Annotated in this window: 12 protein-coding genes; all 12 read right to left on the reverse strand. The window is 68.0% G+C overall.

Annotated elements, in window-relative coordinates:
• Positions 1 to 37: 37 nt before the first annotated feature.
• The 12 genes from EJI01_RS11875 to EJI01_RS11930 all read right to left on the reverse strand — a co-directional run bounded on the left by EJI01_RS11875 (position 38) and on the right by EJI01_RS11930 (position 13,165).
• On the reverse strand, positions 38 to 2,554 hold the full coding sequence (locus EJI01_RS11875; protein WP_126837331.1) for an ABC transporter permease: 2,517 nt from the start codon (positions 2,552 to 2,554) through the stop codon (positions 38 to 40).
• A gap of 45 nt (positions 2,555 to 2,599) precedes the next feature.
• The gene (locus EJI01_RS11880; protein ID WP_126837332.1) at positions 2,600 to 3,478 is read right to left on the reverse strand and encodes a formate dehydrogenase accessory sulfurtransferase FdhD; all 879 of its coding nucleotides are present in this window, start codon (positions 3,476 to 3,478) and stop codon (positions 2,600 to 2,602) included.
• Complete coding sequence (locus EJI01_RS11885; RefSeq protein ID WP_126837333.1) at positions 3,475 to 3,876, reverse strand: hypothetical protein; 402 nt, start codon at positions 3,874 to 3,876, stop codon at positions 3,475 to 3,477. Before EJI01_RS11885 ends, EJI01_RS11880 begins: the two co-directional genes overlap by 4 nt.
• On the reverse strand, positions 3,873 to 5,090 hold the full coding sequence (locus tag EJI01_RS11890; protein WP_126837334.1) for a formate dehydrogenase subunit gamma: 1,218 nt from the start codon (positions 5,088 to 5,090) through the stop codon (positions 3,873 to 3,875). The genes EJI01_RS11885 and EJI01_RS11890 overlap by 4 nt, the downstream gene beginning before the upstream one ends.
• Before the next feature lie 16 nt (positions 5,091 to 5,106).
• Positions 5,107 to 5,370: a hypothetical protein gene (locus tag EJI01_RS11895; RefSeq protein WP_126837335.1), complete on the reverse strand. Its 264-nt coding sequence runs from the start codon at positions 5,368 to 5,370 to the stop codon at positions 5,107 to 5,109.
• On the reverse strand, positions 5,367 to 5,987 hold the full coding sequence (gene fdh3B, locus EJI01_RS11900; protein WP_126837336.1) for a formate dehydrogenase FDH3 subunit beta: 621 nt from the start codon (positions 5,985 to 5,987) through the stop codon (positions 5,367 to 5,369). The genes EJI01_RS11895 and fdh3B overlap by 4 nt, the downstream gene beginning before the upstream one ends.
• Positions 5,988 to 5,996: 9 nt before the next feature.
• The gene (locus EJI01_RS11905; protein ID WP_126837337.1) at positions 5,997 to 8,987 is read right to left on the reverse strand and encodes a formate dehydrogenase subunit alpha; all 2,991 of its coding nucleotides are present in this window, start codon (positions 8,985 to 8,987) and stop codon (positions 5,997 to 5,999) included.
• A gap of 14 nt (positions 8,988 to 9,001) precedes the next feature.
• Complete coding sequence (locus tag EJI01_RS11910) at positions 9,002 to 9,226, reverse strand: formate dehydrogenase (RefSeq protein WP_126837338.1); 225 nt, start codon at positions 9,224 to 9,226, stop codon at positions 9,002 to 9,004.
• Positions 9,227 to 9,330: 104 nt separating this feature from the next.
• Positions 9,331 to 9,948 (reverse strand): molecular chaperone, encoded by a 618-nt coding sequence (locus EJI01_RS11915; protein WP_126837339.1) that lies wholly within the window; start codon positions 9,946 to 9,948, stop codon positions 9,331 to 9,333.
• Positions 9,945 to 12,023, reverse strand: coding sequence for a 4Fe-4S dicluster domain-containing protein (locus EJI01_RS11920; RefSeq protein ID WP_126837687.1), 2,079 nt, complete (start codon positions 12,021 to 12,023; stop codon positions 9,945 to 9,947). The genes EJI01_RS11915 and EJI01_RS11920 overlap by 4 nt, the downstream gene beginning before the upstream one ends.
• Positions 11,983 to 12,588: a DUF3306 domain-containing protein gene (locus EJI01_RS11925; protein WP_126837340.1), complete on the reverse strand. Its 606-nt coding sequence runs from the start codon at positions 12,586 to 12,588 to the stop codon at positions 11,983 to 11,985. The genes EJI01_RS11920 and EJI01_RS11925 overlap by 41 nt, the downstream gene beginning before the upstream one ends.
• On the reverse strand, positions 12,581 to 13,165 hold the full coding sequence (locus EJI01_RS11930) for a DUF3305 domain-containing protein (RefSeq protein ID WP_126837341.1): 585 nt from the start codon (positions 13,163 to 13,165) through the stop codon (positions 12,581 to 12,583). The genes EJI01_RS11925 and EJI01_RS11930 overlap by 8 nt, the downstream gene beginning before the upstream one ends.
• Positions 13,166 to 13,199: the final 34 nt, after the last annotated feature.

Here is a 13,199-nt window from a genome sequence, read left to right on the forward strand (position 1 = left end):
ACCTTGTGCAGTCGACATGATCGTAGTCGCCCTGCGCCTACTCCGCTGCGCGCCGCAGCGTGTCGACCACCGGGCGGCGCAGCACTTCGCGCAGGCCCCACCAGCCGGCCGCGAGCGCGAGCACGGCGCCGGCCAGCGAGCCGGCGATCGGCACCAGCGGCGAAGCGGTCCAGGTGAAGTCGAAAACAAAGCGCGCCAGGCCCCAGCCGATCAGCGAGGCGACGATGCTTGCCAGGAAGCCGGCCAGCAAACCCACGCCCACGAGCTCGGCGCGCTGAACCTGGCGCAGCAGGCTGCCGCGCGCTCCGACGGCGCGCATCACCGCGAATTCGCGCGCGCGCTCTTCACGCGTGGCGGTGACCGCCGCGAACAGCACCACGAGGCCGGCCGCGAGCGTGAAGCCGAACAGGAACTCCACCGCGCGGATCACCTGGTCCAGCACGCGCTGCACCTGGCCGATGGTGGCGCTCATGTCGACGTTGGTCACGTTGGGGTAGCTGCGCACCAGCGCGTTGTCGAAGCCCTTCACGTCGGGCGCGCGGAACGCGCCCATGTAGGTGACGGGCACATCGGGCAGCGCATCCACCGTGTACATGACGAAGAAGTTGGCATGCAGCGAACCCCAGTCGACCTTGCGCAGGGAGGTGATGCGCGCATCGTTCTGCATGCCGCCGATGTCGAAGCGCAGCGTGTCGCCGAGCTTCATCCCCAGGGTCTCGGCCAACCCTTCCTCGACGCTCAGCTCGCCCGCGGCGCCGGGCTTCCACGCACCGGCCGTGACGACGTTGTGCGCCGGCGCCTCGGCGCTGGTGCTCAGGTTGAACTCGCGGTCGACCAGCCGCTTCGCGCGGTCGTCCACGTAGTCATCGGGCGAGACCGACTTGCCGTTGATGGCGACCAGGCGCCCGCGGATCATGGGATACCAGTCGAACTTCCTCACGCCGTTGTCGCGCAGGGTCTTCTGGAAGCTCTCGCTCTGGTCGGGCATGACGTTGATCACGAAGCGGTTCGGCGCGTCGGGCGGCGTCGCCTTGCGCCAGCTCGCCACGAGATCGGTGCGCAGCAGCACCAGCAGGATCAGCGCCAGCAGGCCCACCGCCAGCGCGCTGACCTGCACCACCGCATAGGCCGGCCGCGCGGAGATCTGGCGCGTGGCCAGAACCAGCCAGCGCGGCGCGGTCGATTCGTTGACGCTGCGGCGCAAGAGCAGCACCGCGACCCAGCTCAGGAGCGCGAACACCGCCACCGCTGCGGCGAAACCGCCGACCGCGATCAGTCCCAGCTTCAGGTCGCTGCTGGCCGCCACCAGCAGGGCCGCGAAGCCGGCCACGCCGAGCGCCAGCACCGCGATCGAGGCCGGCTTCAGGTTGCCGACGTCGCGCCGGATCACGCGCAGGGGCGGCACCTGCGCCAGCTGCAGCACCGGCGGCAGCCCGAAGGCGAACAGCAGCGTGAGCCCCATGCCCAGGCCGAAGGCAACGGGCCAGAAGGTGGCCGCGGGCAGCGCGGTTTCGACCAGGCCCGCGAGCAGCAGCACGAAGACATAGTGCACGCTGTAGCCGATGGCGACGCCGAGCATGCTGGCGAAGAGGCCGATGGCGGCGAACTCGAAGGCATATGCCTGTGCGATGGTGCGCTGGCTCTGGCCCAGCACGCGCAGCATGGCGCAATCGTCGAGATGGCTGGCTGCGAAGCCGCGCGCCGCGAGCGCCACCGCCACGGCCGACAAGAGTGCCGCCAGCAGCGCCACGAGGTTCAGGAATTTCTCGGCCCGGTCCAGCGTCTGGCGCATCTCGGGGCGGCCGCTTTCGAAGGAGTCGAGGCGCAGGCCGCGCAGCTCGCCCTTCTTGATCGCCGCGTCGGCCCAGTCGCTGAAGGTCTTGACGGCGCGGTCCTCGCCCGCCACGGCGAAGCGGTAGCTGACGCGGCTGGCCGGTTGCACGAGGCCGGTGCGCGGCACGTCGGCCTGGTTGAGCATCACGCGCGGCGCGAAGCTCATGAAGCCGGCGCCGCGGTCGGGCTCGAGCGTGATGACGCGCGCGATGCGCAGGCCGGCGTCGCCCAGGAGCAGCGTGTCGCCCACCTTGAGCGCCAGCGATTCGAGCAGCGACGCATCGACCCAGGTTTCGCCCGGTGCCGGCACGTCCCGCGTCGGCCGACCCGGCACGCCGGGCTCGGTGCTCACCTGCAGGCTGCCGCGCAGCGGATAACCGTCCTCAACCGCCTTGAGCGCGACCAGCTTGCTGGCCCCACCCTGCTCCTCGCTCGCGCGCGCCATGGTCGGAAAGCCGTAGGTGCTCGCGTCCTGCAGGCCGAGGGCGCGCGCGCGCTCGAGGAAGGCCTTCGGCGTCGGGTTGTCGCTCGCCAGCACCGCGTCGCCGCCGAGCAGCTGGCGCGCATCGCGCTGCAGTCCGCCCTTGAGCCGATCGGCGAAGAAACCGACCGCGGTGAGCGCAGCCACCGCGAGCAGCACGGCCACGATGAGGAGCCGCAGCTCGCCGGCGCGCAGGTCGCGCCAGAGGGTGCGCCAGCCGAGGCGAAGGGAAGCGTTCATGCCGAGACGATAGCCGAGCTGCCGCGCCCGGCCAAACCGAGGGGCTTAGGCGGCGCTCGTGAGGCGGGCGCCGGCGAGCTCCGGCTGCAGCACCAGCCGCTCGGCCCCCGCATAGCAGACGAAGCGCTTGTTGGTCGCACGGCCGATCGCACAGAGGCCGACGCGCATCGCGACCTCGTGGCCCATCTGCGTGATGCCGCTGCGCGAGACCACGATGGCCACGCCCATCTGGGCCGACTTGATCACCATCTCGCTGGTGAGGCGCCCGGTGGTGTAGAACACGCGGCCGCCCGCGAGCCTTTCTGCGGGCTGCATCGCGATCCAGCCGGCGATGGTGTCGATCGCGTTGTGGCGGCCTACATCCTCGACGAAGCATTGCATGTGCGCTTCGTCGCTGTCGCCGACGCCGAGCGTAAACAGCGCGCAGCCATGCACCGAACCGGCCGACTTGTAGGTGCTCTCCTGGAGCCGGATCACGTTGACGAGCGCATAGAGCTGCGCCTGCCGCATGCGCGTGCCGGGCAGCTCCAGCTTGTCGATGCCGGCCATCAGCTCGCCGAACACGCTGCCCTGGCCGCAGCCGGTGGTCACCACCTTCTTGGCGGTGCGTTCCTCGATGCGGTCGATGCCGGCATGGGTCTTCACAGCGGCCGCGCCCACCTCCCAATCGACGGTGATCGATTCGACGTCGGCCGCCGACTCGATGAGCCGCTGGTTCAGCAGGTAGCCCAGCACCAGCAGCTCGGGCTGGGCGCCCAGCGTCATCAGCGTGACGAGTTCGCGGCGATCGACGTAGACCGTCAGGTCGCGCTCGGCCGGGATCGACACGACCCCGCGTTCTCCGTGCTCGTCGACGACCTCCACTTCGCGCGTGAGCTCGGCGCGGGCCGAGGTCAGGCGCGGAAGCGGCAAGGCGCGCGTCACTGCTTCGGCGTGGGATTGACGGCCGCTGCGGGCTGGTTGGTGCTCGGCGGCGACGAGGCGTTGCCGGCCGGCGAATGCGCGCCCGACGCCTCGATCGGCTTGTCCTGAGGCGGCGTGAAGGCGAAGGGGCCAGGATCGGCGCACGCAGGCAGCGCCGGTCCCGGCGACAGCTGCTTGCCGGCCGCTGCCGCACTGGCGCGGTACCTGGCTGCAACCTGGTCCTGCACCTGGCACAGCTTGTAGGCCTCGACCTTGCCGGTCCATGCGGTCCTGGCCGCAGTCTCCGCAGCCTTGAGCTTGGCCTCGGGCGTGGACGGCGGCGCCGGCAGCTTGGCGAACGCGGTGGAGGCGGCGGCCAGGCCCAGGGCCAGGCCGCAAACGGTCAGCATTTTCTTCATGAGGGGCTTCCTTCGACCCGAACGGTCTTCGCGGGCGCGGCGGCCGAGGCCTCGGCGCTGCGCTGGACGGGAATCTTGCCGGCAGCAACGTCGTCGTACCAGAGCTCGTGATGTTCGCGGGCCCAGGTCTCGTCCACATAGCCGTGGCGCATGGCGCTGTAGGCGCCCTTCATGCCCAGCGTGCCGATGTAGATGTGGCCCATGATCATCGCCATCATGAGCAGCGTGGCCACCGCGTGGATCATGTGCGCGATCTGCATCTCGCCTCGCGTGTAGACGAAGCCCGGCAGCAGCTTGTCGAGGAACAGGCCCGAGCCGGCCACGATGCTGCCGAGCACGAGAATGCCGCCCCAGAACACCACCTTCTCGCCGGCATTGAAGCGGTGGGAAGGCACTTCCCTGCCGCCGAACAAGCCGCCGAAGTGGGCCAGCCACTTGAGGTCCGCCCTCGTCGGGAAGTTGTCGCGCACGAAGGTGATGAACATCAGGATCAGCGTGACGACGAACAGCGGGCCGACGAAGTTGTGCACGGTCTTCAGCGCGTAAGTCAGCCAGCCGAACAACGCGTGGCCTATCACCGGCAGCAGGAAGAACTGACCGAAAGCCATCACGAGACCCGAGACTGCAAGCACGACGAAGGCGGTGGCATTTGACCAGTGGGTGGCACGTTCGAAGGGCGTGAAGCGCTCGATCTTGCGGCCGGTTTCCGTGCCGTGCAGGCCGATCGCGCCGCGCGTGAAGTAGAAGATCGCGATCGCCAGCAGCACCACGAAGAGCAGCGCCGCGCCGTACGGAATGATCCAGTTGTTGCGCACCTGGCGCCATGCTTCGCCGGCGTTGGTGTAGCGCGAGCCCGGGTACTGCACGAAGGGCTGGATCAGGTTGCCGGCCTCGGGCGCCTGCGCACGCGGCAGGCTGCTGTAGCCTGTGACGCCCTCGCCCACCTGCCGCCACATCGGCGCGTTGTTGCCGGGCTGCACCTTGTTGCGCTCGGCATTGCTCTGGTTCAGGTAGTTGGGATCGGCGCTCGCCTCGGGCTTGACCTCGAAGATGTTCTGGCTTTTGATGCCGCCGGCCTGCTGCTGCGGAGCCGCAGCGGCGGCAGGCGGCTGAGCGACCGCGCCACCGGCGGCCGGGTTCGCAGCCTGGGCCAGGGCCGGGCCGGCAACCAGCGCAGCCATAAGGACCAGGGCGTTCAGAAGAGCCTTTTTCATGCAGCCTTCCTTCCGCTCAGTTTCTGACGTAGTCGTTCTGGCCGTTCTGCGTGCGCGTCTTGAGCTGCTGCTGCCAGGCGTTCTTGTCGCCCACCTTCCAGCCAGCAGCGGTGAATACCGTGCCCGCGTCCGTGTTCTGCTGGGTTCCGGTACTGGTACCGGTCCAGGGCGCGGCATCGTACTTGACGCCTTGCGCGTTGGTCTGCGGCTTCTCGCCGCAGGCCGCCAGCAGCACCGCGGCCGAGCCGAGCGCCATGGTCAATGCCAGCGCGCGCTTCATTTCGTGCCTCCGTTGTTCGGCGTGCCGGCCTGCTGCGAGCCATAGGCCGTGCCCCAGCCCCAGACTTCGGCGCCCTTGCCGCGATGCAGCACGCGGGTGCGGAAGATGTCGGCCACCACATCGCCGTCGCCGGCGAGCAGTGCCTTGGTCGAGCACATCTCGGCGCAGGCCGGGAGCTTCCCCTCGGCCAGGCGGTTGCGTCCGTACTTCTCGAACTCGGCCTGCGAGCCGTTGGCTTCGGGGCCGCCGGCGCAGAAGGTGCACTTGTCCATCTTGCCGCGCGCACCGAAGGTGCCTTGCGCGGGAAACTGCGGCGCACCGAAGGGGCAGGCATAGGAGCAGTAGCCGCAGCCGATGCAGACGTCCTTGTCGTGCAGCACCACGCCTTCTTCGGTGCGGTAGAAGCATTGCACCGGACACACCGCCATGCAGGGCGCGTCGGAGCAGTGCATGCAGGCCACCGAGATCGACTTTTCGCCCGGCACGCCGTCGTTGAGCGTCACCACGCGGCGGCGGTTCACACCCCACGGTACCTCGTTCTCGTTCTTGCAGGCCGTGACGCAACCGTTGCACTCGATGCAGCGCTCGGAATCGCAGACGAACTTCATTCTTGCCATGGGATTTCCTTAGGCCTTTTCAATATTGCAGACCGTGGTCTTGGTCTCTTGCATCATGGTCACGCTGTCGTAGCCGTAGGTGGTCGAGGTGTTGATCGCCTCGCCGCGCACCACCGGCGCCGCGCCCTTGGGGTAGTAGGCGAGCATGTCCGCCCCCTGCCAGTGGCCGGAGAAGTGGAAGGGCATGAACACCGTGTCGGGCGCCACGCGCTCGGTGACCAGCGCCTGCACGTTGAGCTTGGCGCCGGTAGGCGTATGGACCCAAGCGCGCTCGCCGTTGCGGATGTTCTTCGCGGCCGCCGCCTTCGGATTGATCTCGATGAACATCTCCTGCTGCAGCTCGGCGAGCCACGGGTTGGAGCGGGTTTCCTCGCCGCCGCCCTCGTACTCGACCAGCCGGCCCGAGGTCATGATGAAGGGGAACTTCTCGGCCACCTTGTCGGCGATGTTCTTCTGCTGCACGCTCTTGTAGAGCGTGGGCAGGCGCCAGAAGGCCATCTTGTCGTCGTGCGTCGGGTACTTGGCCATCAGGTCCGGCCGCGTGCCGTAGAGCGGCTCGCGGTGCTGCGGGATGGCGTCGGGGAAGTTCCACACCAGCGCGCGCGCCTTGGCATTGCCGAAGGGATGGCAGCCGTGGTTCTTCATGGCCACGCGGATGATGCCGCCCGAGCTGTCGGTCTTCCAGTTCTTGCCCTCGGCCTTGGGTTTCTCTTCCGCCGTGAGTTCGTCCCACCAGCCGAGCTTCTTGAGCAGCAGGTGGTCGAATTCCGGATAGCCGGTGGTGATCTCGGCGCCCAGCGAATGCGAGCCGTCCTCGGCCAGCAGGTTCTTGCCGTTGCGCTCGACGCCGAAGTTCGCGCGGAAGTTGCCGCCGCCGTCCATCACATGCCGGGTCGTGTCGTAGAGGTTCGCGCTGCCCGGATGCTTGAGCTCCGGCGTGCCGTAGCAGGGCCATGGCAGTCCGAAGTAGTCGCCCGCGAGGTCGTAGCCGTTGATCTTGTCCTTGCCCGACTTGGCGCGCAGCGTGCGCACGTCGAAGGCGTGCATGTTGCGCATGTGGGCCTGCAGCCGCTCCGGGCTCTGGCCGGTGTAGCCGATGGTCCAGCAGCACTTGTTGATCTCGCGCAGGATGTCGTCCGGCACGGGCTCGTCCATGCCCTTGACCTTCTGCATCTTGTAGTTCTTGCTCAGTTCCTTGCCGAAGCCGAGCCGATCGGCGAACTGCTGCATGATCATGTGGTCGCTGCGGCTTTCCCACAGCGGCTCGATCACCTTCTCGCGCCATTGCAGCGAGCGGTTCGAGGCGGTGACGGAGCCGCTGGTCTCGAACTGGGTGCAGGCCGGCAGCAGATAGACAGCGCGATTCGCGTTCTGGTCTTCGGCCCGGCCCGGCATCGCGGCCATCGCCGCGGTGGCCGAGGGGTACGGGTCCACCACCACCAGCAGGTCCAGCTTGTCCATGGCGCGCTTCATCTCGAGGCCGCGGGTCTGCGAGTTGGGCGCGTGGCCCCAATAGAAGACGCCGCGCAGATTCGAATCCTGATCGATCAGCTCATTCTTCTCGAGCACGCCGTCGATCCAGCGCGAAACGGTGAGGCCCGGCTTGCTCATCATCGCGGGCGAAGCGAACTGCTTCTTGATCCACTCGAAGTCCACGCCCCAGGTGGCGGCGAAATGCTTCCACGAGCCTTCGGCCAGGCCGTAGTAGCCGGGCAACGAGTCGGGATTGGGACCGACGTCGGTGGCGCCTTGCACGTTGTCGTGGCCGCGGAAGATGTTGGTGCCGCCGCCCGACTTGCCTACGTTGCCCAGCGCCAGCTGCAGGATGCACGAGGCGCGCACGATCGCGTTGCCGATGGTGTGCTGGGTCTGGCCCATGCACCAGACGATGGTGCCGGGGCGGTTCTCGTTGAGCCAGGTCGCGACCTTGAGCACTTGCGCTTCCTTGACGCCGCAGACTTCCTCGACCTTGTCGGGTGTCCACTTGGCAAGCACGTCGGCGCGCACCTCCTCCATGCCGAAGACGCGGTCGTTGATGTACTTCTTGTCTTCCCAGCCGTTCTTGAAGATGTGGTGCAGGATGCCGAAGAGGAAGGCGATGTCGGAGCCCGAGCGGATGCGCACGTACTCGTCGGCCTTGGCTGCGGTACGCGTGAATCGCGGATCGACCACGATCATCTTGCAGCCGTTTTCCTTGGCATGCAGCATGTGCAGCATGCTCACCGGATGGGCCTCGGCCGCGTTCGAGCCGATATAGAGCGCAACCTTCGAGTTGCGCATGTCGTTGTACGAATTGGTCATGGCGCCGTAGCCCCATGTGTTCGCCACGCCGGCGACCGTGGTCGAGTGGCAGATGCGCGCCTGGTGGTCGCAGTTGTTGCTGCCGAAGAGGCTCACGAACTTGCGCATCAGGTAGCTCTGCTCGTTGCTGTGCTTGCTGGAGCCGATCCAGTAGATCGAATCGGGACCGCTGGCCTGGCGCAGGTTCTTGAGCTTGGCGGTGATCTCGTCGAGCGCCGTGTCCCAGCTGATGCGCTCGTACTTGCCGTTCACCAGCTTCATCGGATAACGCAGCCGGTACTCTCCGTGGCCGTGCTCGCGCAGCGCCGCGCCCTTGGCGCAATGCGCGCCCAGGTTGAGCGGCGAATCGAACACCGGCTCCTGCCGCACCCAGACGCCGTTCTCGACCACCGCGTCCGAGGCGCACCCGACCGAGCAGTGCGTACAGACCGTGCGCTTGATTTCGACCTTGCCGGCGCCGACCGCGGCCGGCGTGCCGTCCCCGGCGGCTTCGGCCTTGCGCATCAGCGCGAGCTGGCCGGCAGCCAGGCCCACGCCGACACCCAGCCCAGAGCGCCGCAGGAAGGCGCGCCGGTCCATGGTCGGCAAGGCATTGGCGAGGCCGCGCCGCAGACTATGGACGAAGGGCGAGGAGGAAGAAGAGGAATGGGAAGAGGCACTGTCACGCGCAGTGCCGGTCGCTTTCCGGGTCAACAACATGGTGGGGTACGTCCTCAGGCCGAAGTGGTCTTGTAGTAATGCTTGACGTGTTCGCTCAGGGTGTAGCCGCCCCCCTTCTCGGGCGCGGGCTTGAGAGCGGCGGCGGCCGGGGCGGCAGGCTCCGGGGCGACCTTGGGCAGCACCGTGACGGCTGCTGCGGCTGCGCCGACAGTGGCGGCGCTGAAGAAGAATCCCCGACGGGACCCCGGCTTGGGGCCGGTGGATTGGCTGTCCTGCATCAATTACTCCAGGAGTGGCTGGCTGGAATCAGATATGAAACCAGTTACATATATTTGGATACTAGTCGAGACCCTGATATTTCGGAAATCTATTTCTCTCAGACTCAGCTAAGCATGTCGAAGCCCTGCGCTTCGACGTCCCCGAAGGCGCGCGTCAGCACGGCCAGCGCGGCATAGAAGTTCGCTTTCGGGTGTTGCGCCACCGCATCGCACATCGCCGGCAGCCATGGCTGCACATGGGTCGAAAAGAAGGCCTGCTGCTGCGTGAGATTGGCGACGGCAACGTCCTCGCCGGCGATCAGGTAGCGCATCACTTCGAACAGGCAGGCAATGTGGTCCTCGGTCTCGGAGACCGCCTGCTCGCGCGCCAGGCCCAGCCGGTCGAGATCGGTGCGCAAGTGGGCAAGCGGCTTGTCGTTGAGAAAGCCGCTCAGGTAGTGCGAGCCGAACAGGTAGATCTCGGGCTTGCCGATGCCGCCGAACAGCGCGTCGTACTCGCTCTTCGCCGCGGGGGCGTCGATGCCGCGCGCCACGCCCACGAGCTGCCGCCAGGGCTCCTCGAGAAAGGCGCCGGCGGCCGGCGCCTCGGTCGGCGCGACCTGGAAGGCGCCCAGCAGTTCGGCATCGGGCGCCGCATACCAGAGCCGCGCGAGCAGCCCATAGAGCTCGGCGCGCGCAAGTTCTTCGTCGAGGGCAGAGGAAACCGGAAAACTGTCGCTCATAACTGCGTGATCTTCATCTCGTTCTGCGCGCTGTACAGGTCGATGACCCGGCAGTCGCTGCACATCTTGAGGCGCTCGAGCGCCTCGCCCTGGAACATTGCGTGGCCTGCGAGCTTGCCGAGCATGGACTCGATCGCCTTCTGCGTGCCGAAGGGCTTGCCGCAGCGGACGCAGCTCCACGGCTTCGCTTCGTTGAGCACCACCGGCTGCTTGCGCTCGGCCGCGACCAGCAGCCGCGGCACCAGCGAGATCGCGTCCTCGGGGCAGGTGGTGGCGCAGAGACCGCACTGCACGCAGTTCTTCTCGACGAAGCGCAGCTGCGGCGCGTTGGGGTTGTCCTGCAGCGCGCTGGCCGGGCAGGCGCTGACGCAGGCCAGGCACATCGTGCACTTGTTCTTGTCGACCTCGATCGTGCCGAAGGGCGAGCCGGCGGGCAGCGGAATCGCGAGCGGCGCTTCGGGCGCCGCCTTGAGCGCCGGAGCCGCGTCGATCAGGTGGTCGAGCGCGAGTTCCAGCGTGCTGCGCTTTTCGGTGCCGACCGCGAAGCGCGCCGCCGTGGCAGGCCGCTGCTGGCGCGTGTCGCGCAAGGCGGCCAGCGCGGCATCGAGGGCCGCGGGCGTCGCCGCCTCGATCAGCCGGAAGTGGCTGCCGGTGTAGCCCAGCCCCAGCAGCAACGCCTGCGCGATCGCCATCTGCTTCTGCAGGGCATCGCGGTAGTCCGGCGCTTCCTCGCCGGTCGCGAGCACTGCCACCTGCGAAGCGCCGAAGGCGATCGCGCTGAGCCAGAGGTCGATGCCGGTGCTCGCCGCATGCCAGAGGGCGACCGGGATCACGTTCGCGGGCGCGCCCAGCGCGCGGCCGAGCTGCGCCTCGCGTCCGAGCCGCTCGACCAGCGCCTGCCCGCCTTCCTGGCTGTGCAGCAACAGCGCGGCATCGCGCCCGCCGGCGCTGGCATAGGTCGTGAGCAGCGTGCGCAGCTTCAGGCCTTGGTCGGGCGTGCGCGGATAGGTGTAGCCGAGCGCGCCCGTCGGGCACACTGTGGTGCAGGCGCCACAGCCGACGCAGAGGTTCGGGTTGACGACGATGCGCTGGCGCGCCTTGTCGCTCGTCACCGCGTGCGCTGAACAGACATCGATGCAGGCGTTGCAGCCCACCACTTCGTTGCGGCTGTGCGCGCAGAGCTTCTGCTTGTAGTCGAAGAACTTCGGCTTCTCGAACTCGCCGACCAGCTCGCGCAGGCGCAGCAGGGTTTGCAGGCCCTGCGCATGCGCGAGGCCGCCGGCCAGGTGGAAGTAGCCCTGCGGCGGCGCATGCCAGTCGATGAGCGGCGCGGCGCCGAGGTCGAGCACCAGGTCGAAGGCGCCGTCGAGTTGCGCGGGCGCGCGGCTGAAATCGATCGCGCCGGCCACCGTGCAGGCGCGCTCGCAGTCGCGGTGCGATGTGCACTTGGTATTGTCGATCTGGTAGTCGAGGCCGATGGCCTGCTCCGGGCAGACGGCGAGGCAGGCGTTGCAGCGCGTGCAGAGGTCGAGGTCGATCGCGTTGTCGCGCGTCCACTGCAGCTTGAAGGCGCCGAGCCACCCCGCGAGCGAATCGATGCGGCCCGCGATCACCGGCCAGCGGCGTTCCTGCGCGCCGCCGGCAGCGCCGGGGCCCTGCGAAAAGATCGTGACGTCCAGCGTGTCGCCGACCAGTGCGGCCGCCTTCTCCGCCTCGTCGAGCGCGCCGACGATCAGCAAGCGGCCCTGGCTCGCATAGCCGACGGTCGACACGGGATCAGGCTCGGGCAGGCTGGCGGCGGCGAGCAGTGCGGCGATCTTCGGCATCGCGCTCTTCGCATCGCGGCTCCAGCCGCCGGTTTCGCGGATATTGACGAAGCGGATCGGCGACACCGCATCCGGGGTCTGCTGCGCGAGCTCGCCGAACAGGCGCTTCTCCTGCGTGCAGGCCACCACCACCTCGTCGCCGGACTGGATGGCGCGCTGGAAGGCCGGCGCCTCGCGCCGGCACAGTGCCGAATGGAGTGGCAGGGTCTCAGCCAGTGCGGTCCCGAGCGTCTTCGGCTCGAGGGGCATCGTCTTGTTGCAGTCGCAGATCAGCGTGGTGGTCATCGGTCTCTTGGCTGGCTGGCTGCGCATCGGCAACCGGCGGGCTGGGAACTTCCTCGGCAGGCATCGACTGTGCCACGTCCGGAGGTGCGTGGGCCTCAGGGTCTTCTTTCGATTCTTCTTCCTCGAACAGGTTCAGGAACTTCGCGCTCGCCATCTGGCGCAGCACGCTCTCGGGCACCGGGGTCGACTGGGAGTAGTCGTCGATGTAGGTGTCCAGCCCGTCCATCACATTGAAATGCGGATCGGCGAACAGCTTCTTGAAGGCGGCGTTCTTGACCTCGGGCGCGACGTTCTTCGCGACGAAAGGCTTGAAGTCGGAGTCGATGGTCAACGCTTCGGCATCAGCCAGCGTGGGCGGCGGCGGTATTTCTCCTTCCCCCTCCGGCGACAGGTTGGGATGGGGGCTGGGCGTCTCAACCAGTGCAGGCGGTTCAACCGGCACAGCCGCTACCGGCTCCGGCGGCGGCACCTCCCCTTCGCGCACCTGCTGCTTGCGCCGCGACCAGCGGTCGAAGAAGCTCTCAGACATCGCCCGCTCCCCGGCCGCGCTTCTTCTCGGTCGACACGCTGGCCGCATTGCCGAAGCGGTCGACCAGCGGCTTGAAGCTCTCCGGCCGCTTGCGGCGCTTCGGCTCGACTACGTGGTGTTCCTCGACGAAGGCGCGCAGCCACTCGACCACCTCCTCGGGCGCCGGCACTTGCTCGACGTTCTCCTGCGCATCGAGCCAGCGCCCCGCTTCGTTGTAGCTCAGCGTCACCGTCAACGGCCGCGCGATCGGCTCCGGCGCGAGGCTCGCTTCTTCTTCCATGCGCCACATCACGAACCAGCAGGGCGCGGGCGTCGTCGCGTTGAGTTGGTAGCCCTCTGCTTCATCGCGAAACAATTCGACCTGGAAGCCCGGGTGCAGCCAGCGCTGCGCGCCCTCGTCGTCGCGCAAGAGGCGCGGCGCGTCGCCAAAGCCCGGCTCGTCGGGCACCACTTCGTCGAGCGTCCAGCGCCAGGGCTGCCAGTGGCTCGACGGGCCGTGGAGCCGCTCGCGCCGCATCACGACCGCCACGGCGAGACCAGGGTGTGCGCCCTCGGATGGGGTTTCGGATGGATCCATGCGGCGGACGATAGCCGATGCACCGCCGGCGACA

The sequence above is a fragment of the Variovorax sp. MHTC-1 genome (assembly GCF_003984645.1).
In the GTDB taxonomy this organism is placed as follows: domain Bacteria; phylum Pseudomonadota; class Gammaproteobacteria; order Burkholderiales; family Burkholderiaceae_C; genus Variovorax.

Bases quoted from the DNA above. Each gene is read 5' to 3' on its own strand.
- EJI01_RS11910 (WP_126837338.1), bottom strand. From the start codon at position 9,226: ATGCAGGACAGCCAATCCACCGGCCCCAAGCCGGGGTCCCGTCGGGGA.
- EJI01_RS11925 (WP_126837340.1), bottom strand. From the start codon at position 12,588: ATGTCTGAGAGCTTCTTCGACCGCTGGTCGCGGCGCAAGCAGCAGGTG.
- EJI01_RS11920 (WP_126837687.1), bottom strand. From the start codon at position 12,023: ATGCCCCTCGAGCCGAAGACGCTCGGGACCGCACTGGCTGAGACCCTG.
- EJI01_RS11895 (WP_126837335.1), bottom strand. From the start codon at position 5,370: ATGAAGCGCGCGCTGGCATTGACCATGGCGCTCGGCTCGGCCGCGGTG.
- fdh3B (WP_126837336.1), bottom strand. From the start codon at position 5,987: ATGGCAAGAATGAAGTTCGTCTGCGATTCCGAGCGCTGCATCGAGTGC.
- EJI01_RS11875 (WP_126837331.1), bottom strand. From the start codon at position 2,554: ATGAACGCTTCCCTTCGCCTCGGCTGGCGCACCCTCTGGCGCGACCTG.
- EJI01_RS11905 (WP_126837337.1), bottom strand. From the start codon at position 8,987: ATGTTGTTGACCCGGAAAGCGACCGGCACTGCGCGTGACAGTGCCTCT.
- EJI01_RS11915 (WP_126837339.1), bottom strand. From the start codon at position 9,948: ATGAGCGACAGTTTTCCGGTTTCCTCTGCCCTCGACGAAGAACTTGCG.
- EJI01_RS11930 (WP_126837341.1), bottom strand. From the start codon at position 13,165: ATGGATCCATCCGAAACCCCATCCGAGGGCGCACACCCTGGTCTCGCC.
- EJI01_RS11890 (WP_126837334.1), bottom strand. From the start codon at position 5,090: ATGAAAAAGGCTCTTCTGAACGCCCTGGTCCTTATGGCTGCGCTGGTT.
- EJI01_RS11885 (WP_126837333.1), bottom strand. From the start codon at position 3,876: ATGAAGAAAATGCTGACCGTTTGCGGCCTGGCCCTGGGCCTGGCCGCC.